At 38.7% G+C, this 24,479-nt stretch carries 14 protein-coding genes; 1 reads left to right on the top strand and 13 read right to left on the bottom strand.

Annotation, left to right across the window (positions count from 1 at the left end; all coding sequences use genetic code 11):
- Positions 1-4: 4 nt before the first annotated feature.
- From AO058_RS06980 to AO058_RS06920, 13 genes are all read right to left on the bottom strand, one after another.
- Entirely contained in the window at positions 5-1,939 is a 1,935-nt protein-coding gene (locus AO058_RS06980; RefSeq protein WP_075325796.1) for a glycoside hydrolase family 97 protein, read from the bottom strand.
- Between the two features lie 23 nt (positions 1,940-1,962).
- Positions 1,963-3,117: an endo-1,4-beta-xylanase gene (locus AO058_RS06975; RefSeq protein WP_075325795.1), complete on the bottom strand. Its 1,155-nt coding sequence runs from the start codon at positions 3,115-3,117 to the stop codon at positions 1,963-1,965.
- 235 nt (positions 3,118-3,352) lie between these two features.
- Positions 3,353-5,485: an endo-1,4-beta-xylanase gene (locus tag AO058_RS06970; RefSeq protein WP_075325794.1), complete on the bottom strand. Its 2,133-nt coding sequence runs from the start codon at positions 5,483-5,485 to the stop codon at positions 3,353-3,355.
- A 20-nt stretch (positions 5,486-5,505) separates the two neighbouring features.
- Positions 5,506-6,537, bottom strand: a complete 1,032-nt coding sequence (locus tag AO058_RS06965; RefSeq protein WP_075325793.1) for a DUF5627 domain-containing protein — start codon at positions 6,535-6,537, stop codon at positions 5,506-5,508.
- Positions 6,538-6,562: 25 nt separating this feature from the next.
- Entirely contained in the window at positions 6,563-8,296 is a 1,734-nt protein-coding gene (locus tag AO058_RS06960; protein WP_075325792.1) for a RagB/SusD family nutrient uptake outer membrane protein, read from the bottom strand.
- A gap of 20 nt (positions 8,297-8,316) precedes the next feature.
- Positions 8,317-11,334 (bottom strand): SusC/RagA family TonB-linked outer membrane protein, encoded by a 3,018-nt coding sequence (locus AO058_RS06955; RefSeq protein ID WP_075325791.1) that lies wholly within the window; start codon positions 11,332-11,334, stop codon positions 8,317-8,319.
- 31 nt (positions 11,335-11,365) lie between these two features.
- A complete protein-coding gene (locus tag AO058_RS06950; RefSeq protein WP_075325790.1) occupies positions 11,366-13,255 on the bottom strand; it encodes a RagB/SusD family nutrient uptake outer membrane protein in 1,890 nt (629 codons plus the stop codon).
- A gap of 11 nt (positions 13,256-13,266) precedes the next feature.
- On the bottom strand, positions 13,267-16,443 hold the full coding sequence (locus AO058_RS06945; protein WP_075325789.1) for a SusC/RagA family TonB-linked outer membrane protein: 3,177 nt from the start codon (positions 16,441-16,443) through the stop codon (positions 13,267-13,269).
- Positions 16,444-17,502: 1,059 nt separating this feature from the next.
- Positions 17,503-18,456, bottom strand: a complete 954-nt coding sequence (locus tag AO058_RS06940) for a transketolase family protein (protein ID WP_075325788.1) — start codon at positions 18,454-18,456, stop codon at positions 17,503-17,505.
- Between the two features lie 43 nt (positions 18,457-18,499).
- The gene (locus AO058_RS06935) at positions 18,500-19,345 is read right to left on the bottom strand and encodes a transketolase (protein WP_075325787.1); all 846 of its coding nucleotides are present in this window, start codon (positions 19,343-19,345) and stop codon (positions 18,500-18,502) included.
- A gap of 3 nt (positions 19,346-19,348) precedes the next feature.
- Positions 19,349-20,005 carry a fructose-6-phosphate aldolase gene (fsa, locus tag AO058_RS06930; protein WP_075325786.1) on the bottom strand — a complete coding sequence of 219 codons (657 nt, stop codon included), beginning with the start codon at positions 20,003-20,005 and terminating at the stop codon, positions 19,349-19,351.
- A gap of 17 nt (positions 20,006-20,022) precedes the next feature.
- On the bottom strand, positions 20,023-21,969 hold the full coding sequence (locus tag AO058_RS06925; protein WP_083634138.1) for a sialate O-acetylesterase: 1,947 nt from the start codon (positions 21,967-21,969) through the stop codon (positions 20,023-20,025).
- A gap of 33 nt (positions 21,970-22,002) precedes the next feature.
- Positions 22,003-22,722 (bottom strand): NUDIX hydrolase, encoded by a 720-nt coding sequence (locus AO058_RS06920; protein WP_075325785.1) that lies wholly within the window; start codon positions 22,720-22,722, stop codon positions 22,003-22,005.
- Between the two features lie 146 nt (positions 22,723-22,868).
- Between AO058_RS06920 and AO058_RS06915 the strand changes: the two genes are divergently transcribed.
- Positions 22,869-24,467, top strand: coding sequence for a sugar porter family MFS transporter (locus AO058_RS06915; RefSeq protein ID WP_075325784.1), 1,599 nt, complete (start codon positions 22,869-22,871; stop codon positions 24,465-24,467).
- Positions 24,468-24,479 lie beyond the last annotated feature (12 nt).

Here is a 24,479-nt window from a genome sequence, read left to right as displayed (position 1 = left end):
TGGGCTAATTTGTAATCACAAATCCGCCCTGAGGTTGAATGGTCACTTCAAATTTTCCTCTATTTTGTTTTATCTCTTTCTTTTCAGTTTTCCCTTTTTTAGAGTCATTAATAATACTGAATGTATTTCCTTTCAGTTCCGGAAGGGAAAAGCTCACCTTTTTTGCTTCTTTTGAAGCATTGATCCCGGCGATATACCATTGATCCTTGTGCCTTCTTGCTATTACGCTGTACTCTCCAGGATATCCTTCAATGAAAATCGTCTCATCCCAGGTTGTGGGAACGTTTTTCATAAAGTCCACTGCGAATTCCGGAGCGTCTTCGAGGTTATTCGGCGTCAATGCGAAGAATTGAACCGGCGTTTGGAATAGAACTGCGGTTGCCAGTTGAAAGGCATCAGAGGTTCTTCTAAAGTTTCCGCCGTCATTGGTTCGGTTGTAACGTTCGTTTAGAACAGTACCTCCAAAATCCATACTTCCCACCGTGTTCCGTATGAAAGGATGAATGGCAGCGCTTCGGGCTTCCTGGTCGTTTGCATACTGACTAAACATTAGATTTTCCGAAGCGAGAACAGCTTCAGTACTTATAAAATTAGGATACATTACTTCCCAACCTCTTGGAATTGTGGCTCCGTGAAAGATCATCATTAATCCGTGATCATTGGCATCAGACATTATATCTTCATAAAGCTGAATGGTCTCTTGTTTATCACCACCCATAAAGTCAACTTTCAGGCCTTTTACCCCATTCTCCTGTAACCACTGCATTTCCTGTTTGCGGGTAATAGCCCGGTGCATTTTATTACGCGGAGTCATAGGCGCGTCATTGGCAACACCATTGGAGTTATACCACAAAAAAACATCAACGTTCTTGCTGTTGGCATATTTGATCAACTCTTCCATCCTGTCGTACCCGATATTCTGGTCCCAGAGCGCATCTATGAGGATGTATTCATAACCCATTTCAGCAGCAAAATCAATATAAGTTACCTGGTCGTCATAATTCATACTTGCATCCTGCCACATAATCCAGCTCCATACACCGCGCCCAAATTTATAATCCTGAGAAGCCTCGTAAAGCGGCTCCACCACATCAAAAGGAATAGTAGTTTCTACATTGGGCTTTAGACTTTCTCCCACGGTAATTGTTCTCCAGGGAGTACTATACGGAAGGGAAATTGCGGCCCCAGTTGATCCAAAATCATTATTTTCAGTACTGTCTGGAAAAGCGATCGTATATTCCCCTTCGGCATTTGGATCGCTGAGATGAGCGCCCACGTAAGTGCCGTCAACCCCGGTTTCAGAAAGTAAAACCCAGTGATCTTCGGTTTTAAATAATCCCGGAAAAGTATACCCCAGATTATTGGCGGAAGCTTTAGTAATCTCCTGATCTAGATAATAGCCCTCTTCGTAACTAGGCTTGGTGCGCTGAAAACCTACCATAGATTTGGACTGAGGTGTAAGGAAACTTTTTGCTGTATTTGGGAAATTAAATCCTGTAAATTCTTTAGTGACCACGTGGGCTATGGTGTCGCTGTATTTTTGAAGATGGTATCTAAACGCAATGTCATTATTACTCACCCGGAAAATTACATCCATTTTTTGCCCTTTTTGAGTGGTAAAAGTGGCGGTTAGTTCCTGTGCGTTATAATTGATTTCTGAATCTTTAAGTTTTTTAGATTCATAACTCTTTTCTACGGTAGTGGTTTTACTCCCTTCAAAACTTAAACCTTCAGAATAATCTGCAATATTTGTTTTTAGTCCCAGTCGGGATTTTTCCAGCACCACTTCATTATTATAAAAAACAGAATAGGTTGGTATTCCTGCTTCCAGATTAACTTCTAATCTTACAGCATCATCGGGACTCTGGATGGTTGCTTCCTGCGCAACAACAAAGGGAAAAATTCCTAACAGGCAGATAAATAAAAAGACTTTTTTCATTTCTAATTTTAAATTTTGTAGGGTTATTTTGCTGCAGCCAGTTCTATAAGTTCCTTCACAACAGGTTTTGGATTATTTTCACGATCAAATAGCAACGGATAATCGGTTCTTCCCCTCACCGGCCAGTTATTCTTCCAGGAATTTCCATCGTTCACTCCCCAAAGGGCAACCCTTTCAATTTTATCCTGATGTTTTAAGAACAGTGCAAAAAATTCTACATATCTCTTTGTGAATTGTTGCTCCACATCGACTGGCAGACCCTTAGGAAATGGATTCATTTTATCTTCATACTCATAATTATCTGAGATTTCAGCCCCGGCATCGCCCCAAGGGGAAGGTAAAACACTAAGATCTAATTCAGTGATCATCACTTTCCCAAGGCTTCCATATGCTTCCAGGCTTTCTTCAAATTCACGAATATCGGGATGGTTTAATCCAATATGTCCCTGCATTCCTATCCCGTGTACGGTAATTCCTTCCTTTTGAAGCTTTTCTACCATTCTCACTACCCCAGCACGCTTTCCTGGTACTGCCATAGAATAATCATTGTAATAAAGCTGGGCTTCGGGATCGGCTTCGTGTGCAAATTCAAAGGCCAGTTTTATAAAATCTTCACCTAAAATTTGATAGAACTTGCTATTTCTATAATTCCCGTCGTCTTCTATCGCCTCATTAACCACATCCCAGGAGTGAATTCTACCTTTATACCTGCCCACAACTGTATGAATATGATCTTTCATTCTTTGGGTAAGCACCTCTTTAGACACCGTATTTCCATCTTTATCTACAAAAAACCAGTCAGGAGCCTGGGAATGCCATATCAAGGTGTGCCCGTGGATATGCATATTATTTTCTTCGCCTATTTTCACAAATTCATCGGCAAGTTCAAAATTGAATTCCCCTTCTTTCGGTTGAATTCGTGCACTTTTCATAATGTTTTCGGCAACAATAGAATTGAAATTCTCTGTGGCAACCTTAAGTTCTTCAGGCTGCCTTCCCATAATTTGCCAGGCATTGAGAGTGGTCCCAATATGAAAATTATTCGCGAAAGCATTTTTTAAACTCACTTTAGATACCTCGCTATTATCAACTGATTTTTTATTAGAATTACAACTGTAAAATGTGAAAAACACACTTAACAATAATATAAAAATAGACAAATTTTTTCTTTTGTACATAGCAGTTGATTTTAAAATTCCAGGAAGAAAGTTTATAATAATTTACAATTTCTTTATAAAAAAGTTCCCCTAACTTCTAAAAAAGGCTAATTCATACCGGATAAGCGTTGCTAATCCAACCGGTATCCAGACTTTTTTGAGTTAGGAGAACTATTCAGTAAAAATCACACATGATTAAATTTAAACGGATAGCAACGCAATCATTCCTTAGATATATTTGTTTTGTTATTACAGTTTATAACTCTTCCAAAGCTTCGGCAAAGCTCTTATAAGCAGGCTTCCTGTTTAAGTTAACATCCCACAAACCCTGGAATTCACCGGGCAACCAGTTTGCATCTTCAGGACTATCGGTAACACCCCAAACGGTAATGCCATATCTTTGCGCCTGAGGCACATGTTCTTTATAAGCTTCAACTACATAACTATACATTTCGGCTTGCTGTTGTAAAACTTCATCTGTAGGTTCAGAGACATTTGTTCTTACATCCAGTTCTGAAACTTTAATAAGTTTACCAGTTTCAGCAAGAAGTTGAAACATTTGAGCAATATTATTTTTATCGGAATTTATACTAATGTGCATTTGAGTCCCAATACCATCTACAGTAGCACCCTGGCTTTCTATGTATTCTACATATTCAATGAGTCCCCTGGTCTTGTCTAAATTATATTCAAGGTTATAGTCGTTTATAAAAAGGAGATCTTCGGGGCTACCATACTCCCTGGCCAGTTTAAAGGCTTTAACCGCATAATCTTTACCCAGGTAATCCTGCCAGTAAAATTCGTCACTGGTGATATCAGAATCGGTCGCTCCACTTTTTAATTCGTATGGATTTCCATCATCCATAGGTTCGTTAACTACATCCCAGGCATCTACATAGTCTTTGGAAACTTCCATCATGCCCGTAATCCATCTTTCCATTTCGCCACCAATGATCTCCTCCTTTTCTTCTGGTGTTTTCTCAATAACACCACCGGCATTGGGGTTTACACGCGAAAGCGTTACGTCATCAATATATACCGTCCCTGCAAAGTCACCATAGCTAATAACTAATCGCTCACGATCTTCTTTGGTAATCGTCGTCTCCAAAGTATATTCCTCCCAGTCTTCCGATACGTTAAATGAGCCTAGCCCATCACTTGAATAATCAGATGGCGATTGTAGCTCGGCACGAAGAGTACCGGCAGTATTTGCCTTTACTTTAAAATTCAAGACATAAGTTTCCTCCATTTCTAATGTAGGTAAATCATAGGCAATCTGTGCTTCCCAAAAATTCGTAGCTGAAGGATTCGTAAAGGTAAAAGCATAACCTGTATCACCATAGCCCTCACCTTCTGCGGAGCGCTCCATGGTAGAACCATTTCCCCAGCCAGCCCAGCCATCGGTGCCAGTTTCAAAATCAGAATTGGTAATTACACTTGGATCCAGTGCGGGACCGCCACCACTGCCTTCCTCGTTATATTTTTTCAGGCTTATGTTATCAAAATAATAAGTAGTGGCCACATTGCCGAGATTAAAAGCAATAGTACTTGAGCCTGCCATTTCTTCAGAAACAATAATTCTTTTGGTAAAAGTAGTCCATTCAGCAGAGGCGGGAATAGCACCAAAAAAATCCCAATGTTTATACTCTCCAGGTTGAATATGAGCCTGGGTAGCAAAAGAGGCATCAGCATCTGAGCGAACATCCATAGTAAGTTCGTATTCTTCCCCTACTTCCATAGGCGGAGAAAACTTAAAAAAGAACTGGCTTTCCCAATCGTTTTCCCGAACTTCTCCATTGGTCACCGCCAACGCCCTGCCCTCACCGTCTGCACCTTCTCCGGCAGCCGTAAAAGACATACTATCATTTTCGTTAGCCTCATAGTTTGCTGCTTCATCCGTTTCAAAGTCAGCACCAGCAATCTCATCCCAGCTTGGTCCGCCACCTATTACCGTTGGCGCAATTGTGCTATTCAGATATTCGGCATTTTGATTAGCATGCCAGGTAAGCGTATGCCCGTATATAGAAGTTCCTGCTTGTTGTGCCGCATCTATAAGTTCATTTACCTGGGCAAAATTCATAGAACCATCATTTTGCACGATGGCACCATGTTTCATTCCATAACCTACGGTAAGCTCATCAAAATTTTTATTAATAAGCCTGTACATTACTCCCTTATTAATATAATCTGAAATAGAAACAGCCCCACCTAAGGTGAAATTTGAGGTACTATCCTTATAGCTCTTAAGAGGTGCATAAGAATTAATATCTTCCTGTGCCTCGAGGCCTTCAGGTTTTTCTACTTCAAATGCTAATGGATCTGGATCGGCACAGGAAAATAATGAAGCCAATAAGCCACTACAAACAAGAAAACGATTTAAATATTTCATAATCGATTTATTTTTTAATTTTATTCTAATATGGGAGAAAATGTTTCCATACGTACCCCACGATCTCTAAGTACAAGCGTATCTGTTGTACTCACATTAATTTCTTCAAGGTTAACCTCGTAATCCAGGTAAAGAGCATCACGATCTTTTCCGCCCCAACTGTTTTGTTCCCCATCTTTTACAAATTGGCCGCTACCACTTGCCGTATACTCATCTGATGCAGCGCTTACTGTACAGTTACCAGAATCGTCAAAGCTTAAAATTAAGGTGCAGTTTACAGCATAACCTTCGCTGTTTTGAAAAACCAAATCTAACTCTACCTCATTTAAAGAGCGGGTTGTGAGGGCTACTACCTGATCGTCTACTACATACTCTTCTTCTCTTATTACAGTATCGTCAAGATTCTCGTTACCGGTAGTTCCTTCAATTTCATCTACCCCACGACGTAAATAATTCCCGTGCCACGGATTCACATATTTTACGGCATAAAGAATGAAATCTTTAGGCAAAACATCCCAATCTTCTGCAACGGGTTTACGTGGATTTGTAACCCGTGGTATTCCCCTAAGAATGGAATCTGCGCTTACAACGTTGGTCATTTGAAGTGGAATTACATAATTTCTTCCAATAGCAAGACTATCGGCAAAAAATGCATCGCTTAGCTGAAGCTCAACTCCACCGGTTAATTCACCTTGCGGAATCCTGATTTCATTAGATTCCAGTGTATAATAATTTTCAGGCATTGCCTGAACAGGTTGGCCGCTATCATCAAATACAAGACCTTCCGTCAAAGAATTATCTACTTCAAAATCTATAAAAACATCCTGATCATTATCGTAAGTTCCCCCGGTAGTAGCCATTATTCTCGCTTTACCTTCATTATCCAGAGAAGTATCAAAAATATCTTCTCCCAGTGTAATTGTCCTTACCGGGTATTGGTAAGCAAAATAAACAGTTTGGTATTCATAGTCGTCAAATTCCCATTTATCATTCTCACAAGAAGTAAAGCCTGAAAGAATAATTAAAGCGATTAAATATATTTTATTTTTCATTTTCTGTTCTTTATAATTAAACTAACTACCAGCCCTGGTTTTGGATAATTGCATCGTATTTTAATACTTCGCTAAAAGGGATTGGACCATATCGCATATATTCTTCATAAATCCTGTCTTCAACAGTTATTGTTTGATGATTCCCATCAAGAATACTTACTCCTCTGGCCGGAACATTTAAATCGTCGCCCCAACGGCGGATATCCCAAAACCGGAAACCTTCAAAACTTAGTTCTAATCTGCGTTCATTTCTTATTAATTCTCGCATTGCATTTTGATCTGAGCTAATTGATTCTAAATATGCATCGGGCTGCGTTATACCAGCGCGCTCCCTTAAGCCAGCAATAATATCATAGGCCGAAAATCCAAAAGTTCCTGTTCCTTGTGGCCCCCAGGCTTCGTTAGCCGCTTCTGCGTAAATAAGGTATAATTCGGTATACCTCATTCTGGCGGTATAATGCTGTTGAGTATTGTTGGTTACAGGATCTAAATTCACATCCTGCCTTAGCAATTTCTTTAAATAATAACCTGTTCTGGTAGAAGTTTCTACGGCATTTAAGGCATCATTGGTATTTCCGTCAGCAGCGGTTACAATGGTTGAATTACCGGGTCCTGCGGTACTTTGATTTACCACAATGTAATGATCTAACCTTGGATCCCTGTTTTCGTAAGGATTAGCGGGATCATACCCACTAGCCGGATCTGTAATAGGGTAACCATTGGCCATAGGAAATGAATTCACCAGGTTTTGGGTTGGATTTAGTTGTCCGTCCCCAAATAAAGTTGGTGGAAAATGTTGCTGTTCTAAATCACTGGTTTCTACCACATCGGTTCTCCAAATAATTTCGGGCGGGTTATTACCCCCTCCAATTCCACTTATTTGCGAAGCATTTTTGTACCAGGTATGACCATTTGCTGCAATACCACTTTCTCCTCCATTTTCTGCCAATACCTCTCCGGCATAATTGGCTACATCGGTCCAGGTAGTAGTATTTCCATCGGCATAAGCAGGGCTTGCAGCAAGTAAAGCCGCCTGTGCCCTTACGGTTTTGGCAATTCTACCGGTCATTCTTTGTTTGGCATATTCACCAAAAACCCTGTTATAATCTCCTAAATCTGAATATCCCTCCGGTAAACTTGAAAGTGTTTCATAATCTAAAGGAAGTAAAGCTTCAGCCTGTTCTACATCTGCATATAACTGTTGCATGCACTCTTCAAAAGTTGCCCTTGGCTGATTAAAATCTGAGCCGGTTTCTTCAGGTTCTAATAAGATTGGAACCCCTAATAGCTCTCCATTAGCCCAACCCGCATGTTGACGTAAGAGATAATACATATATAACGCCCTAAGACCATAGGCTTCACCTTTAAGCCTGTCGTTAAAAAGGGAGCTTATTTCTTCATCTTCAGACCAGGTTACTTTATCAGTCTCGGCAAGAAAGATATTGATATACTGGATAGCTGCCCTTGCATTTTGCCACTGGTCAAAAGGATTATTTTGAGCTGTCCATTGCCCGGTAGCAATTTCACGGTAAGGATTATTGTTTACGTTACTAACGGCATCAGCTGTTGCTACCTCACTAAAAGAATAACCATTATTTGGTAGCCTGGTATAAGCGTTAAGCAGAATACCCTGAGCATATTCGGCCTCAGCATACATATCTTCCAGGCCTCTATTATTCTCTATGGCAGGTTCTATAAGATCGTCACAACTTGTAATTGTAAAGACCATTAATAAAAGAAGTAGTAATTTACTTTTCATTTCCTTTTATATTTAAATTTTTAAAATATTGCTTTTACGCCCAGGTTATAAAATCTGTTCTGGGGTGCACTTCCTACATTTAACTCTAAAATCTCACGTTCAGGGGATACCGTTAGTAAATTAGCCCCATTTACATATACCCCTAATTCCTGCACAAACGATTGGGCAAATAATTCTTTTGGTAGATTATAGGAGATTTGAACTTTTGCCAGGTCAAAACGATCTGTACTATAAAGCCAGAAATCTGAATTTCTAAAGTTATTATTACTATTAGTGGTAGTTAATCTTGGGTAGGTTGCAATTTCACTTGTCTCCGGCGTCCAACGATCTCGAGCTACAATTGAATATTTATCTTCACCATCCATCCAGAAATAAGAACTATTTTTCATACCGTGAGCTCCAAATCTTCCAATTCCAAGAGCGAAAAAGGTGAAATCTTTCCATTCAGCTGTGAAATTCACACCTAAAGTTAGCGGCGAGCCAAACCAGCCAGCTTTGCCTAGATAAACTTCATCCTGGTTGTCTATTACCCCGTCACCATTCTGGTCTATATATTTAATATCTCCCGGGGCAACCTGTCCATAACTTTGCGAAGGTGAATTCGCAATTTCTTCAGCACTTGCAAACAGTCCGTCGCTTTCCAGCCCCCAAATACCATCTAAAGGATTACCTTCCCTGGATTGGTATTCATCTTCATACATTTCAGCTCGTTTGGTGGCCTTGGTGTCATAATAAGTACCAACAACTCCAAGCGTAGTTTTCAATTCTCCAAATTGCTGATTCCAATCGGCTCTAAAATCAAACCCTACACGTTCATCATCGTTATAATTCACATAAGGGATAAATGAAGAGTTTGGCCATCCGGTTTCAAAATAATTAGGATATAATACAGATGCCTGTACTATACCACCCGTCATTCTATTGGCAAAAACAGAACCCTGTATCTGGAAAAGATTATCAAATAACGAAGCTTCAACCCCTAAATTTATTTCTTCTCTTTTAGAAAAAGTTAGGTCATCGTTCTGGCCTCTTCTGGAATCTGTGGAACGGCTTAGAGCACCATCTCTCCAGTTAAACCAGGCACCATCGGTTTGGGTATAAATACTTTCATATAAATAGTAATCCTGTATATCAATATCGGTATGTAAAATACCTGCGGAAGCGGTAAGTTTTAACTCATCAAATACCGTTGAATTTTGAAGAAAATTCTCTTCGCTTAAACGCCATCCTAAAGTAAAGGTTGGTGAAAAAGCCTGACGGTTTCCTTCAGGTAATTTTGCTGAATGTACCAGCGCTCCACTGAAATTCACAAAATATTTATCTAAATAATCGTAACCCACATACAGGCCTAAATTGGCATTACTGGTTCGGTGATATTCTTCTGAAATAGATTGCTGAAATCCATTGGCAATAAGCATTGCTGAAACGTTATGATCTTCTTCTATTTTAGTCTCATAATTAAATTGCCCTGAAAAAGAAATTGTTTGTCTATACCAGCTATCGCTTATATTTTGTACACCAGACCTGGCATCCTGCCCATACTGGGTTAAACTTGCAATTAAATCATCCCCATCATAATTAGTCCAGCTAGGCTCGTAAACTGCGTACTCATTGTTATATGATTGGTTGTAAGAAGTAGAATAATCTACTCCAAAGTTTGAATGAAAACTTAAGCCTTCCAGGAGATTTCCTAAATCTGCTCCAATACCTGTATTAAACTGAAATTGTCTACTGGTATAATTATTACTTCCACCCGCATAAATTGCAGCAAAAGGATTGGTTTGGTCAAGCTGCGTACCCCCTAAAAGATATTGTCCATCTATAAGGTTACTACTATTGTTAACATACTGCAGAGAATTCTCATCGCTTTCCTCAATCATACTTGTTGGAATTAACGGCGAAAATCGGTTTGGCCTTAAATTGGCAGCACCTGACCAATAATCTGTATTCACACCCCAACCGTTATAATAAACAGCTGATGCATTTACCGTAGCATATAAAGTTTCAGTTATATCAATATCTACATTCCCACGAATATTAAACCGCTGGGTTCTGTTATTTTCAGCTTCACCAAAATTTAGTAGCGAACCTGCTGAATAAAAACCAAGATTTGTATAATATTGAGCGGTTTCATTTCCGCCGGAAATCTGGGCGGTAGCATCATACCTGTTATAGGTTTCCTGTAAATAATCTGAAGAATAATAGTTTACATCGGGATACCTGTATGGGTTGTCCCCGGCTGCATGTTGGTAGATAGTTTCATCATCAAACCGCTGACTTAACCCATCATTTGCCCTTGCTTCATTATAAAGGGTCATATATTCAGCAGAACCAAGATATTTTGGATAACTTTTTGGAACAAACATTCCTGCCTTTATCCTAACATCAATTTCCTGCTTCTGAATTTTTCCTCTTTTTGTAGTAATTTGAACAACACCTTTAGCAGCACGACTTCCATAGAGCGCCACTGCTGAAACTCCTTTTAAGAAACTAATTTGATCTATTTCTGTAGGCATTATACTTCCGGCATCTCTTGGCACTCCATCTATAAGCACTAAATACTCGTCCATACCCCAAATATTTCCGTGAAAACCATTGGCAAATCCTTCCATATTTTCCAGGGTACTCGTATTATAATTCTTCTCCATTAATTCATCCAGATCTACAAAAGAAACTCCACTTATTAGATTTCTCTTCTCAACTTTACGAAATGCAACATTTACATCTTCATAACCTTCTGCAGGCTCAAGACTTATATTATCCACAAATGGAGTTACAATTACTGTTGTAGGTTTGTACTCCGGAGCTGCTACGGCCAAAGTGGAATACAGGCCTGTTGAAAGTGAGAAACTCCCAATAGAATCTGTAACCACGGTGTTGCCAGCCTCTGTCGTTACGGTAGCACCCACTAACGGCTTTCCTTCTTTACCTCTAACGATGGCTTCAACATCAATATCTTCAGATGTTTGTGCGACCCCTATAAAAGGCATCAAGGCAAATAGTGCACAAAAAACTACTTTAAATTTTATAATATTCATTCTCTCTATGTTTAAATTGAACACAATGCGGTTACCAGCCAGGATTCTGACTAAATTCTAAATACATATTTACATCCACATTTTTTAAAGGCAGCCAGTAATGTTTGCTACTAAAGTTTCTTTCCAGAATAACTTCTTCCCTTAAGTTTAGAACCCTGTTTTGTGAAGGATCATCGGTATTAAGTTCTCCGGCCCTGTCAAATTCTACAGATTTCTTTAAAGTATATGGACTTTCGGTTAACAACAACCAACGTCTTAGATCATTAAACCTGTGTCTTTCAAAAGCTAACTCTACTGCACGCTCCCGGCGCACTTCACTCATAAAAGCATCCAGAGATCCTAAAAATTCATCTGCCACGTGACCGACACCGGCTCTATCTCTTACAAAATTAATAGCGTCTACCGCTGTTTTACTATAGCCCGAAACCTGTCCTGCAGGTGAGCCATAAGCCTGGGCAGCTGCTTCAGCATACATTAGGTATACATCTGAGAGTCGCATCCATGGTAAATGAATATTTAAGCTGTTCCCATACCCATAACCTTCATCATATTTATTTGCTGTTATTGGGATAAACTTGTAAAGCATATACCCGGTTCTACTACCCGTTCTTATATTTCTATAACTTCCGCCGGTAAATAGATTGGCATAACGGTTATATTCCTCATCTGCTGGCATAGAACCCTGAACGGTACGAACGCCATCATAAACAATATCATTATAAAATCTTGGATCACGATCTTTCCACGGATATTCGGGATCATAACCAGATTCTGGATCGGGTTGCGTAATATCTTCAATTGGCATCCCATTGGCCATTCCATAAAAATCTACATAGTTTGCAGTAGGCAGAAATTTCACATCCCCATCGGTTAAAATGGGAGAAGGCTGATATTGTTTTGCTGTACCATAAGTAGATCCATGCGCACCAAAATAAGGTCCTCTAAAAATAGCCTCGGTACTACCTGGTATTTGCCAGTTTTGCCCGGTTGTATAAAAGTTTAAATGATAATCTGAAAATGGTACTAAAGAATAATCTGCTTCTCCAGATTCTGTTAGAGTAAGTAATTCTGCGAAAGCTTCAGCAGCTTTTTGAGCATAAGAAGTATTGTAAACAGCGTTCCCTGTAGACTCCTGATTCATTAGGGGACTTGCCGCCCATAAATAATTCTTCCCTAAATAACCAAGCGCCATTATTTTATTAATACGCAATTGGTTTTTCCCTAATGTTGCGCTTCCAGCATCTGTTTCGTCCCAATCTGTAGGTAATAAATCGGCAGCAGCACGAAAATCCTGTGCGGCAAGATCTGCAGCTTCGTGATAACTTAAACGTGGTAATTGAAGTTGTTCATCACTTGGTAAAACTTCATTTATATATGGTAATCCTCCAAAATATTGGATGAATTGGAAATGAAACCATCCTCTAAAGAACAATAACTGCCCTCTTATTAAATCTTTTTCTTCCTGAGTGGCATCTGTAAGACGGTCCATATTAGCAAGACCTAAATTGGCTTTTCTAATTCCATACCATCCTAATTGCCATAGGGATTTTGAAAATCGGTCATCATCTGTACTAGTATTGTTTCTATCCATCCAGCCGGCTTGCCATCCATCAAATTCTGACTGCCAGCCCCAAAAGTTTCCATTTTCAATTTTATTGATAAAATGGAAATCCCTGGCTGTAGATTCAATTTCGTCATCTCCCCAATTCCAGGAATTGGTCCAGTAGGCATTGGTGAAATCTGGGATACAGTGATATAATTCTTCAGTAAACCCCTGAAAATTGGTGAAATTTTTAAAGGCTTCCTCTTCAGAAACTATAGATTCATCTTCCCTGTCTAAGTAATCTTCACAAGATGATATGAAAACTAAAGCAAATATTGCCAGACTAAATTTTATAATGTTTTTTATATAATTTTTCATAACAAGCTATTTTAAAAAGTAATATTTACCCCTAAGTTGTATCTGCTTACGGTTGGGTAAGCTCCCTGAGATGCCCATCCTGTTCCGGCAAAATTCGATTCCCTGTCATCTGGCATATCAGACCATAGGAAGAGGTTGTTTCCATTTAAGAAAACCCTTAGGTTTTTAACTCCCAGCCTATCTACTAAACTAGAGCCGGCATCGAAAGTATAGGCTATTTCGGCATTTTTAAGTCTTAGGTAAGAACCATCAAACATATACCTGTTTGCAGCGTTATATTCACTTGGCGTGGTAAGCCATCTTGGCACCGGTGAATCTGCATTAAAGTTATCTTTAGACCAATAACTTCCTTCTTCATAAACCACGTGATTTTGGCTACTTAAACTTCCTAAAACTACCTGGCGGGTTACATTGTTTACTCCATAAAACTGTACATAACTACTAAAGCCTTTCCAGTCAAATCCAATAGTAGCGTTATAAGTGTTTTGAGGATTCCCGGTAAAACCAAATGGAATATTATCGTAAGCATCTATTACTCCATCTCCATTAAAATCTATAATATGATAGTTTCCGGGTAATTTCTGGTTATCGTTTGCATTATGAATGGTACTTGCATAAAGATCGTCCCATGTATTGTAATAACCAGGGGTAACGTGAGAATATGCCTGCCCAATTTGTAAACCTGCATTTTGTTGATAAGCGGGTAATAATGATGGATCATCGGCATCTATTACTTCATTTTGAGAATGCGTCATATTAATATTTGACCATAATCTCAATCCATTTTCAAACCTGTAGCTTAAATCAAGATCAAATTCATAACCTTCATTTTTTACGTGTCCAAGGTTTGCAACCGGTGCTTCGGTACCAAAATAAGAAGGTATCGCTCTATCGCCTCCATTAATTAAAATATCGGTTCTTTCATCTATAAAATAATCGAAGCTACCTTGAATAAATCCATCAAAGAAACCAAAATCGACTCCTATATTCGTTTTCTTTACCTTCTCCCAGGAAACATCTGGATTCCCTACAGATTCTTCTAAATACCAGGTGTACGGACTTTGCTCTGCGGCTTCCCCGGTTACACCCATTCTTGCCTGGCCATTGTAGCCCCACTGCGTCATGTACAGAAATCTTCCCGCTACATTATCGTCTCCAATTTCACCGTAATTAGCTCTTAACTTAAGCATATCCAAGAATGAAGCAGAATCAAGGAAATTTTCCCGTGACAAAATCCATCCCACACCTCCTGAAGAAAAGAAAGCAAATCGGTTTTCAGGACTAAATTTCTCAGAACCGTTATAAGCACCATTATATTCAAAAGTGTATTTATTGTCTAAGGTATAAGTAGTTCTAAAAACCCAATCTTCTCTATAACGAGGTATTTGGCTTCCGGTAGCATTTTCATTTCTATTCATAAGTCCCATTACAGAAACATCGTGACGCCCGTCAAAATTCCTGGCATATCTAAGTTGTAACTGGTAGAAAAGTTTTCTATGCGACGACCAATCCTGAACAGCCCCTGGGCTGGTAGACCATTTTACACCTTCCTGAAAATCAAAACGGCTATTAGGATCGTAGGCCTGCTGGTATAGCTCAGTGCCGGTTTCAGGATCTATCCATTTTTCCTGCGCATCATTGTATAAATCATTAATTCCACGGTCAGCTTCCACAAAAGTGTTATCCAATGCGATGGTACCGTTAAAATTTAGTCCCTCTAAAATCATATCAAGATCCTGATCCAGAGTGAAATTCGTAGTTAAGCGAGTGGTAGTCATATACTGAATTCCGCTTATTCCCAGAACTCTCACTGAATTGGTAGCCGCACCTTCATTGGGCGCATAGTATCCCCAGGCTCCATCTGAATATCTTGGAAGAAAAACATCTGGCGCAGTACTATAAGCTGCTACCCACATGCTATATTCATCTCCGGTAGCTCCCCACGGGCTTTTCTTTACACCGTGTGAGCCGGCCAGGTTTACCTGGAACAAAGTGGTAGGGGTAATCTGAAAATCAAGATTACCTCTTACGTTTAATCTATTAAATCCATATCCAGGTTCATAGCCCCTGTTATTATCATATTGCTTCATTAAATCTCCTTCTCTAAGGAAATCGGCAGTAGTGAAGTACTTTACAAAATCGGTTCCTCCACTTACATTTACGTTTGCGTTATAAGACATCGTATAATCACGGAAAAGGGTATTTGCCCAATCAACATTTGGATATCGTTCTCTTTCTGCCTGGTCTGCCGGATTTCTATATTTGTCAATAATATCTAATGGCATATAATCGTTCCAGGCGCTTGGGTTTAAACCAAGTTCATTCTCAATGGCTTCATTACGAACCCTTAAAGCATCATAAGCGTCGTATTTACCGGGCAGCTTAGAAGGCCTTTTCATTGTAGTGTTTACTCTTGCCCTTATTATAGCTTTTCCTTTTTCACCTCTTTTGGTAGTTACAAGAATCACCCCGTTTGCACCCCTAACTCCATACACAGCGGTAGCAGAAGCATCTTTTAAAACTGAAATTGATTCTACCGAGCTTATTGCTACACTAGACATTGGCCGTTCCACTCCGTCTACCAAAATAAGCGGGGAAGAGTCGTTCCAGGTACTTTGCCCCCGAATTAAAATTCTGGGATCTTCTTCTCCAGGCATACCCGTACTGGCACTGGTAATAACGCCGGGTACATTCCCGGTTAAAGCTGCACCAATGTTCGTCACACCACCTGCTCTTTCCAGAACATCACCGCTAACTTCTGCTATAGATGCTACAACGGTCTCTCTTTTTTGTTCTCCATAACCAACAATTACCACTTCTTCTAGCGCATCCTGGTCTGGATCCATAATCACGTTAATTTCCGATTGGTCATTAACTTTTCTCTCTATGGTTTTATAGCCTATAAAGCTAAAAACCAGGGTAGCATCGGCAGGAGCATCTATGGTATAATTCCCTTCCATATCGGTTACAGCACCGAGATTTGGAACTTCCTTTACAAGAATATTCACCCCTGGTATTCCAAGATTATCTTCAGATGAAGTAACCGTTCCCCTAATTGTTTGTTGTTCACTTCCACTTTTTGGCTTATTATCATTAGCATAAACCGAAGGAAAAAACAGAAGTTGAAGCAATAGTCCAAAAACCATTGTTCTAGTTAGGTAAGGAAGATTTATTAAATTTATTTTCATATTAAAAATGTTTTAAACTCTATTAAAATGGCTCAAAGGCATTTTAATTGGCTTGCTATTCATATTCGATAACGTTTTAGTTTTTAGGAATAAAAAAAGTGACATTCCCGGGATCATTTCTGAAGAATAAAACCTCATTCCGAAAATGATTTCTGTGAAGCTTCGTTTCCGTTAGATAATAATTTGTCATTCTCTTATTATTATTTCGTTTAAGGGTTATTAAATAGTTTAAAAATGAATAAATACTCCTTTTTGATATTTAAGATAGTTTTAAGAAGTATTGTTTCGTTTTGTTAACCTGGAATTAAAATTCAGCTTATTTTAAGGTTTTGATCATTTCAAAAAAGCTTAATTGTGAATTATTCCTTAAAAAATCTTAACCAAATATATCCGTTAATTCAGCTTATCAAGAATTGTGGTGTTACAAATACTTTACGGTATGTTACATGCGAGAAAAAAAATGGTAAAATCAATGTAAATTGGGTTAAAATAGGACATATTTTAAGATAACGTAATGGCCTGAAACCCTATAAAACCTATACCTCTCAAGGCATTGTGATTTTGGAAAGGATTATAGTATATAAAAATGTTAATTTTACACTTAAACGTCGCCTTAAAACAAAAATAAATGCTTAGCTGGCAAAAATTGGTTTAAAATTCCTCGATTTTCAAATGATTTTGAAGCAAAAAAACGCTAATTCTCAACTCAATTTTCAAGAATTTGTGTTTCTATAAAATTGGTTTCGATTTTTCAAATTTGGTTAAGGAGAAATGAAGATTATTTGGGATGATTTAAAAAAAATAATACCCGGATTTTTATCTTAAGAATAACGAAAAAAGATGATTTGGTAATAATAGCGGTAGAAGACAACTTGAAGTATTTTTTACGGGTGAAATGTACTTTGAAGGTAATTAATAAGGCAAGCATTTAGGTGATCAAAAATGATTGAAGAAATAAAAGAACCAGGCCTGCTCCTACTTTTCGCTTTAGAATTTGGACATAAAAAAAGCCAATGAAAATTTAATTCATTGGCTTTTTTAAGATAAAGATGGAAGAAACTACTTCCTCTTAATTACTTTTTCAGCTGCTTTTAAAATAGCCTCTGAATTTAAACCGTATTTTTCAAAGAGTTGTTCCGGGGTGCCGCTTTCTCCAAAAGTATCCTGGGTGGCCACAAATTCTTGTGGTGCCGGATTATTTTCGGCTAAAGTGCGGGCAACGCTTTCTCCTAGTCCGCCAAGGAAGTTATGTTCTTCGGCAGTTACCACACATCCGGTTTTCTTAACCGACTTGATTATGGCTTCTGCATCTAAAGGTTTGATCGTATGAATATTAATCACATCAGCACTAATTCCTTTTTCTGAAAGTTTTTGTGCTGCCTGTATCGCTTCCCAAACCAAATGGCCGGTAGCAATTATAGTTACATCATCCCCTTCATAAAGTTGAACGGCTTTCCCAATTTCAAACTTTTGATCTTCTGGGGTGAAATTAGCTACTTTTGGTCTTCCAAATCGTAGGTAAACCGGGCCATCGTGCTCAGCAATAGCCAAAGTTGCGGCTTTGGTCTGATTAAAATCGCAGGTGTTAATCACCGTCATTCCCGGTAGCATTTTCATAAGGCCAATATCTTCCAGGATCTGGTGGGTTGCACCGTCTTCTCCCAAAGTTACTCCCGAGTGAGAAGCACAAATCTTTACATTCTTCCCTGAATATGCGATAGATTGACGAATTTGATCGTAAACTCTTCCTGTTGCGAAATTGGCGAAGGTTCCTGCAAATGGAATCTTCCCACCTATGGTAAGACCGGCAGCCATTCCCATCATATTGGCTTCGGCAATTCCTACCTGGAAGAAACGCTCTGGATTTTCATCTATAAAATCCTGCATTTTAAGTGAGCCAACCAGGTCGGCACAAAGTGCTACCACGTTAGGATTGGTTCTGCCAAGCTCGGTAAGTCCCGCACCAAAACCGGAACGGGTATCTTTTTTTCCTGTATCTGTATATGTCTTCATTCTTATAATTCTTTGTCATTTCCGCGAAGGCGGAAATCTATTTTTAATAATCTCCTAAAGTTTCAGGATTTTGAGAAAGCGCTTTCTCCAGTTGCTCATCGTCAGGAGCTTTTCCGTGCCAGGCGTGAGTATGCATCATAAAATCTACACCGTTCCCCATCATGGTAGTCATTAGCACGCAAACCGGTTTTCCTTTTCCGGTACGGGATTTGGCTTCGTTTAGACCATCAATTACCTGTTGCATATCGTTACCATCTTCAATCTCCATAACATCCCAGCCAAAAGCTTCAAATTTAGCTTTTAGGTTACCCATTGGTAAAACGGTTTCTGTGCTTCCGTCTATCTGCTGGCCGTTAAGGTCTACCGTGGCAATAATATTATCAACTTTATTTCCGGCAGCATACATAATGGCTTCCCAGTTTTGACCTTCCTGTAATTCACCATCTCCGTGAAGGGAAAATACTAAATGGCTATCCTTATTCAGTTTTTTAGCTTGCGCAGCTCCAAGAGCAACCGACATTCCCTGGCCAAGTGAACCTGAAGCAACACGAATACCGGGTAGGCCTTCGTGCGTTGTTGGGTGGCCCTGTAACCTGGAATCTATAAGTCGGAACGTATTTAATTCATCTACAGGAAAATAACCGCTACGAGCTAAAACGCTATAGAAAACCGGTGAAATATGACCGTTGGAGAGGAAGAAAAGGTCTTCGTCTTTCCCGTCCATATTAAACTCGGGTTTGTGTTCCATAATTCCGCCCTGGTACAAAGCGGTGAAAAATTCTGTGCAACCAAGCGAACCTCCCGGGTGTCCCGAATTCACTTTGTGAACCTGCCTTAAAATATCCCGGCGTACCTGGGTGGCAAAATCTTCTAATTCTTTAATTTCCATAATTTATACATTAAATGATTTAGCGTCTTCTAAAAATTTCGCAAGTCCGCTATCGGTAAGTGGGTGTTTCAATAAACCATCTATAGAAGATAGTGGTCCTGTCATAACATCGGCACCAAGTTTAGCACAGTTAATTACGTGCATAGTGTGGCGAATTGAAGCTGCAAGAATTTCAGTTTCAAATCCGTAATTATCATAGATAAGTCGGATATCTGCTATCAGGTCTAACCCATCGGTAGAAATATCATCAAGCCTTCCCAGGAAAGGTGAAACATAAGTTGCTCCAGCTTTTGCTGCAAGCAAAGCCTGCCCGGCTGAAAATACTAACGTACAATTGGTTTTTATTCCTTTATCTGAAAAGTATTTTATGGCTTTTACACCTTCCTTAATCATAGGAACTTTTACAATAATCTGTTTGTGCAATTTCGCCAGTTCTTCCCCTTCACGCACAATTCCATCAAAATCTGTTGCTACCACTTCGGCAGAAACATCTCCATCTACAATTTCGCAAATATCCAGGTAATGCTGAAGAATATTATCTTTACCGGTAATACCTTCTTTTGCCATTAAAGACGGATTAGTTGTTACTCCATCTAAAACGCCCAGATCCTGCGCTTCTTTAATCTGATCTAGATTTGCTGTATCAATAAAAAATTTCATCTCAAGTTTAGTTTTAATTATTTTTCTTTAGTTAATTCTATTTCAAATGGGACAGCCGGTAAATCTTCCTGGTTATAAAGATTGGCGTTCCCGGGATTATTAGCCCAGGCATATCTTATCACACCCGGATTTTTAATTTTAGTATTATAAATTTTCAAAGTATTATCACCTATTACCTCAGCTTTGGCTTTATAAAAAGTCTTTCCATCTTCTGAAATTGTAAACCCGGTAGGTTGATCTCCGTTTTTAATCTTCCAGCCTGATTTTAAATTCTCAAAATTGACTAAAACAGCTCCATTTTTAATTTCCCAGGCTGAAGGTGCGGGACCGGAACTAATAATATCTTCATTATATATTAGTTTTCTAGCTTCCAGTGCTAATCTCTTCCCTACGTCCTTTTTATTTAACGGGTGAATATCGTTCCATTCCCCAAGGTCTATAGTTACGGCCATCCCGGTATGAGGAACATTAAGGTTTGTATTTCGTTGAACTTCTCTCATTTCAGCCCAGCTACTTTCTTGTGGCTCTGTGGATTCTTCCATAAAATTTGGCAGTTGCACCAAAAGAAATGGCAATTCGGGATCCTCAAAATTTTCACGCCAGCTTTTTATCATCTTAGGAAATGTTTCTGAATAAAGATCTGGATCATCGGTATCAGATTCTCCCTGGTACCATAGAACCCCTTTCAATTCAAAATTTGTTAAAGGAGCTATCATTGCATTAAAAAGTCCGCCAGATTTCCACCTAATAAAAGTTTGTCCCGGGGTATTTGGCATTGTAACTGCCTGTTTAAACTTCCAGGTTCCATCAATATCCAGTGTATCTTTATCTAATATTAAATGATAAGGTTTATCTTTTATAAAACCTGTAGGGCCGCCATTATTTACCAAACGAACTACAATTTCATTCTCTCCTTCTTTTAATAATTTTGCATCAAACTTATATTTTCTGGGCGGATATTGATAACCGGTATGCCCAACCTGCTTTCCGTTTACATAGGCATAATCCATATCTACCAGTCTTCCCAAATGCAACTTCACGGTATCAGAGACAGGTAATTGAGAAATATTTACAGTTTTTGAAAACCAGGCCACTCCAGCGCTATTATTTCTATTTTCTGCTGAAACAAAACCCGGAATTTCAATCTCCTTCCAGGATGTTTTATCAACATCAGTCTTAAACCATTTTTCTTGTAAACCGGTATCTTTTTTATTTAAATCGCTATACCAGTTATTAATTGCTTTTTGTTCAGCATTCACTACCGAATCTAAAAAAGCCTGATTCCCCCATTTTAAATGTTCTTCGTAAAACTGCGGAAACTCTTTTAAAGCTTCTTTATCCATCCAGGCTGAAACCGGGGAACCTCCCAGCGCTGAATTGATAAGCCCAATGGGCACTTCTTCTTTTTTATAGATCGCTTTTGCAAAGAAATAAGCCACTCCAGAAAATTCAAGTATGTTTTCTTTATTTACCTCTTTCCAGGATCCTGAGGATAAATCCTCATTTTTCTTAGAAAACTCATACTCATCGGGCACTTCAAATTGCCTGATTTTAGAATTATAGGCATTTTCTATTTCAGATGCATAGGTATCTGCCAACCTTCCCATTGGTAATTCCATATTAGATTGCCCGGAACATAAATACACATCTCCAAACAAAATATTTTTCACCTCAACCTTATTCGAGGCATTAAATGCCATAGTATAAGGACCTCCGGCTTTTTGAGCGGGAAGTTTAATTTCCCATTCACCACTTTCATTGGTCTTTGTCGTAAAATTTTTACCCTGAAATTGCAGCGTTACTACTTCTCCATTAGCGGCCCAACCCCAAATTTTAAGCTCTGTATCTCTTTGAAGCACAACATTATCGCTTATTAATTTAGGCAATTTAATTTGTGCAAATGTAAATCCTACACTTACAAAAAATAAAACTACAAATAATTTCTTTTTTAGATCCAGCCTCATAAAAATTTTTAAGTTTTAGCGATAATAAATAAGTTAGAATTCAAAATTAAATCCTTTGCGGGTAAGGTTTTGGTAAATTTCTTCATCAAACCTATACAGTTTGGCCGCCCTATGTGAGACCCCGGTTTGTTTACCTCCCGCCTCCTGTAAAAGTTTCATTTTTAAAAATTTTCTTCTAAAATTACTTTTATCCATTTCAACATCTAATATTTCAGTATAAAGTTGCATCAGCTGGAGCAAAGTGAATTTTTCCGGAAGTAAATTAAAACCAATAGGGGCGCGTTTAACTTTTCCGCGTAGACGGTTTAAACTGGACTGCAAAATTTCATTATGATCATAAATAAGATCGGGAATATCTTTTATTCTGTACCATTTTGCTTCTGAAGCGGTAAAACCGGCCTTAACCTTAAAATCTTCTCTGTTTATTAAAGCGTAATAGCCTACGGTTATAACCCGTCCCAGCGGAAATCGGTCTGGCTTGCCGAAGGTTTTAACCTGTTCCAGGTAAATATCTTTTACCCCGGTTAATTCCGAAAGTAACCTATCGGCAGCCACATCTATATCTTCTTCCTTTTTAATCCAACCACCGGGAAGACCCCATTTTCCTTTACTAATACCTTCGCCGTGTTGTACCAGTAAAACTTCCAGGTAGCTTTTTTCAAAACTAAACACACAACAGTCAATCGTTATGGAACTCATAACTTCTGCTGCAGAAAGATCATTTGTAGGTAAAAATGGCAAAGGGTTTTTCATAAGTGTATACAATAGGTATCTTTATAAAGATATAGACAATTTTTAGGCTTTATTTTTACTATCCTACTTTAATTAAGCCTTGTAAATTGCTAATATAAAAAAAAATAACTATACTTGTAGTCAAATAAACCATAAGATATCTGTAAATGGCAAAATTAAATAAGAGTGGTATTGTTTTAATCACCATAGTAGCAAGTCTTGGAGGCTTATTATTTGGGTATGATACGGCAGTAATTTCTGGAGCCGTTGGTGCTCTTGAAAATTATTTTATTGGAGCATTAGAAACTGATAAAGACCTTGCAATAGCTGCTATCTTTCAGTTTAAAGTAATTATTAGTATTTGTGTGCTGGCGCTTGTAATTTTATTCAGCTCATTTCTACTCAAATTTTTCAGTAAATCAAAAGCCTATCTTATTATTGGGCTTTTTGTGCTTATAGGAGGAGCAATTTACTACTTTCAATTTTTAACGCTGCCAGGGGTTTTAACCGAAAACTTAAAGAATTCCATCCTCGGGTTTATGGTAAGTAGTGCGCTTGTGGGATGTATTATTGGAGCCTCACTTGGAGATAATGTTGCTAATTCTATAGGAAGGCGAAACGGACTCCTTATAGCGGCTATGCTGTTTGTACTTTCTGCAATAGGCTCAGCCTACCCCGATACTATGAATATCTTCTTTGGAGATTCACTTTCAGCTTTTATTGTTTATAGAATTATAGGAGGAATGGGAGTTGGTTTGGCAAGTATGCTGGCACCGCTTTACATTGCTGAAATGGCACCGCCTAAAATACGTGGAAAACTGGTTAGTTTTTACCAGTTAGCTATTGTGAGCGGGATGATGGTGGTTTATTTTGTAAACTATTTTATTGTCCAGGGGCAAACCGAAAGCTGGATAAACACTTCTGGCTGGAGATATATGTTCCTTTCTGAAGGAATTCCCGCTACTATTTTCTTCCTGGCCTTACTTTTAGTGCCTAAAACCCCCAGATTCCAGGTAATGAAAGGCAATGAAAAGGATGCCCTTAAAGTTCTCTCTAATTTAAATGGCCCCGAAAAAGCACCGGGTGTGTTAGAAGAAATTAAAAAATCTTTTGGCAAGAAAAAGGCCCACTGGCTTTATTTTGGCGGAACCGTGGTTGTAATTGGTTTACTCTTATCTATTTTTCAACAATTTGTAGGTATAAACGTGGTACTGTACTACGCGCCCGAAATTTTTAGAGGAATGGGTATGGAAACCGATGCTTCTATGCTGCAAACCATTATTGTAGGTGCCATTAATATGATCTTCACGGTAGTGGCAATTTCTACCGTAGACAAGTTTGGCCGTAAAAAATTAATGATGATTGGTAGTGCTGTTATGGCGCTGAGTATGATTGGCCTTGGATTCGCACTTTACCTGGAAACAACAGGAATTACGGCGCTAATGTTTATGCTTTTCTATATCGCAGCCTTTGCTATGTCGTGGGGTCCTGTAGTGTGGGTATTATTATCTGAAATTTTCCCCAATTCAATAAAAGGAGTTATGGCAGTAGCTGTCGCCGTACAATGGCTTGCTAACCTGGTAGTATCATGGACATTCCCAATGATGAATAATAATTCAGATTTGGTGGCCATGTTCAACAATGGTTTCCCATACTGGATTTACGGAATAATGGCGATCCTTTCCGGCTTGTTTATATGGAAATTCGTACCGGAAACCAAGGAAAAAACACTTGAGGAAATGGAAAACATTTGGATCTCAAAATAAGATAAACCAAGA

This window comes from Salegentibacter sp. T436 (genome assembly GCF_001932675.1).
Taxonomy (GTDB): domain Bacteria; phylum Bacteroidota; class Bacteroidia; order Flavobacteriales; family Flavobacteriaceae; genus Salegentibacter; species Salegentibacter agarivorans.
This window is presented reverse-complemented; position numbering and strand designations above follow the sequence as displayed.

What these genes read in the sequence shown, in the direction of transcription:
- AO058_RS06980 (WP_075325796.1), bottom strand. Translation starts at nt 1,939, where the DNA reads ATGAAAAAAGTCTTTTTATTTATCTGCCTGTTAGGAATTTTTCCCTTT.
- AO058_RS06975 (WP_075325795.1), bottom strand. Translation starts at nt 3,117, where the DNA reads ATGTACAAAAGAAAAAATTTGTCTATTTTTATATTATTGTTAAGTGTG.
- AO058_RS06970 (WP_075325794.1), bottom strand. Translation starts at nt 5,485, where the DNA reads ATGAAATATTTAAATCGTTTTCTTGTTTGTAGTGGCTTATTGGCTTCA.
- AO058_RS06965 (WP_075325793.1), bottom strand. Translation starts at nt 6,537, where the DNA reads ATGAAAAATAAAATATATTTAATCGCTTTAATTATTCTTTCAGGCTTT.
- AO058_RS06960 (WP_075325792.1), bottom strand. Translation starts at nt 8,296, where the DNA reads ATGAAAAGTAAATTACTACTTCTTTTATTAATGGTCTTTACAATTACA.
- AO058_RS06955 (WP_075325791.1), bottom strand. Translation starts at nt 11,334, where the DNA reads ATGAATATTATAAAATTTAAAGTAGTTTTTTGTGCACTATTTGCCTTG.
- AO058_RS06950 (WP_075325790.1), bottom strand. Translation starts at nt 13,255, where the DNA reads ATGAAAAATTATATAAAAAACATTATAAAATTTAGTCTGGCAATATTT.
- AO058_RS06945 (WP_075325789.1), bottom strand. Translation starts at nt 16,443, where the DNA reads ATGAAAATAAATTTAATAAATCTTCCTTACCTAACTAGAACAATGGTT.
- AO058_RS06940 (WP_075325788.1), bottom strand. Translation starts at nt 18,456, where the DNA reads ATGAAGACATATACAGATACAGGAAAAAAAGATACCCGTTCCGGTTTT.
- AO058_RS06935 (WP_075325787.1), bottom strand. Translation starts at nt 19,345, where the DNA reads ATGGAAATTAAAGAATTAGAAGATTTTGCCACCCAGGTACGCCGGGAT.
- fsa (WP_075325786.1), bottom strand. Translation starts at nt 20,005, where the DNA reads ATGAAATTTTTTATTGATACAGCAAATCTAGATCAGATTAAAGAAGCG.
- AO058_RS06925 (WP_083634138.1), bottom strand. Translation starts at nt 21,969, where the DNA reads ATGAGGCTGGATCTAAAAAAGAAATTATTTGTAGTTTTATTTTTTGTA.
- AO058_RS06920 (WP_075325785.1), bottom strand. Translation starts at nt 22,722, where the DNA reads ATGAAAAACCCTTTGCCATTTTTACCTACAAATGATCTTTCTGCAGCA.
- AO058_RS06915 (WP_075325784.1), top strand. Translation starts at nt 22,869, where the DNA reads ATGGCAAAATTAAATAAGAGTGGTATTGTTTTAATCACCATAGTAGCA.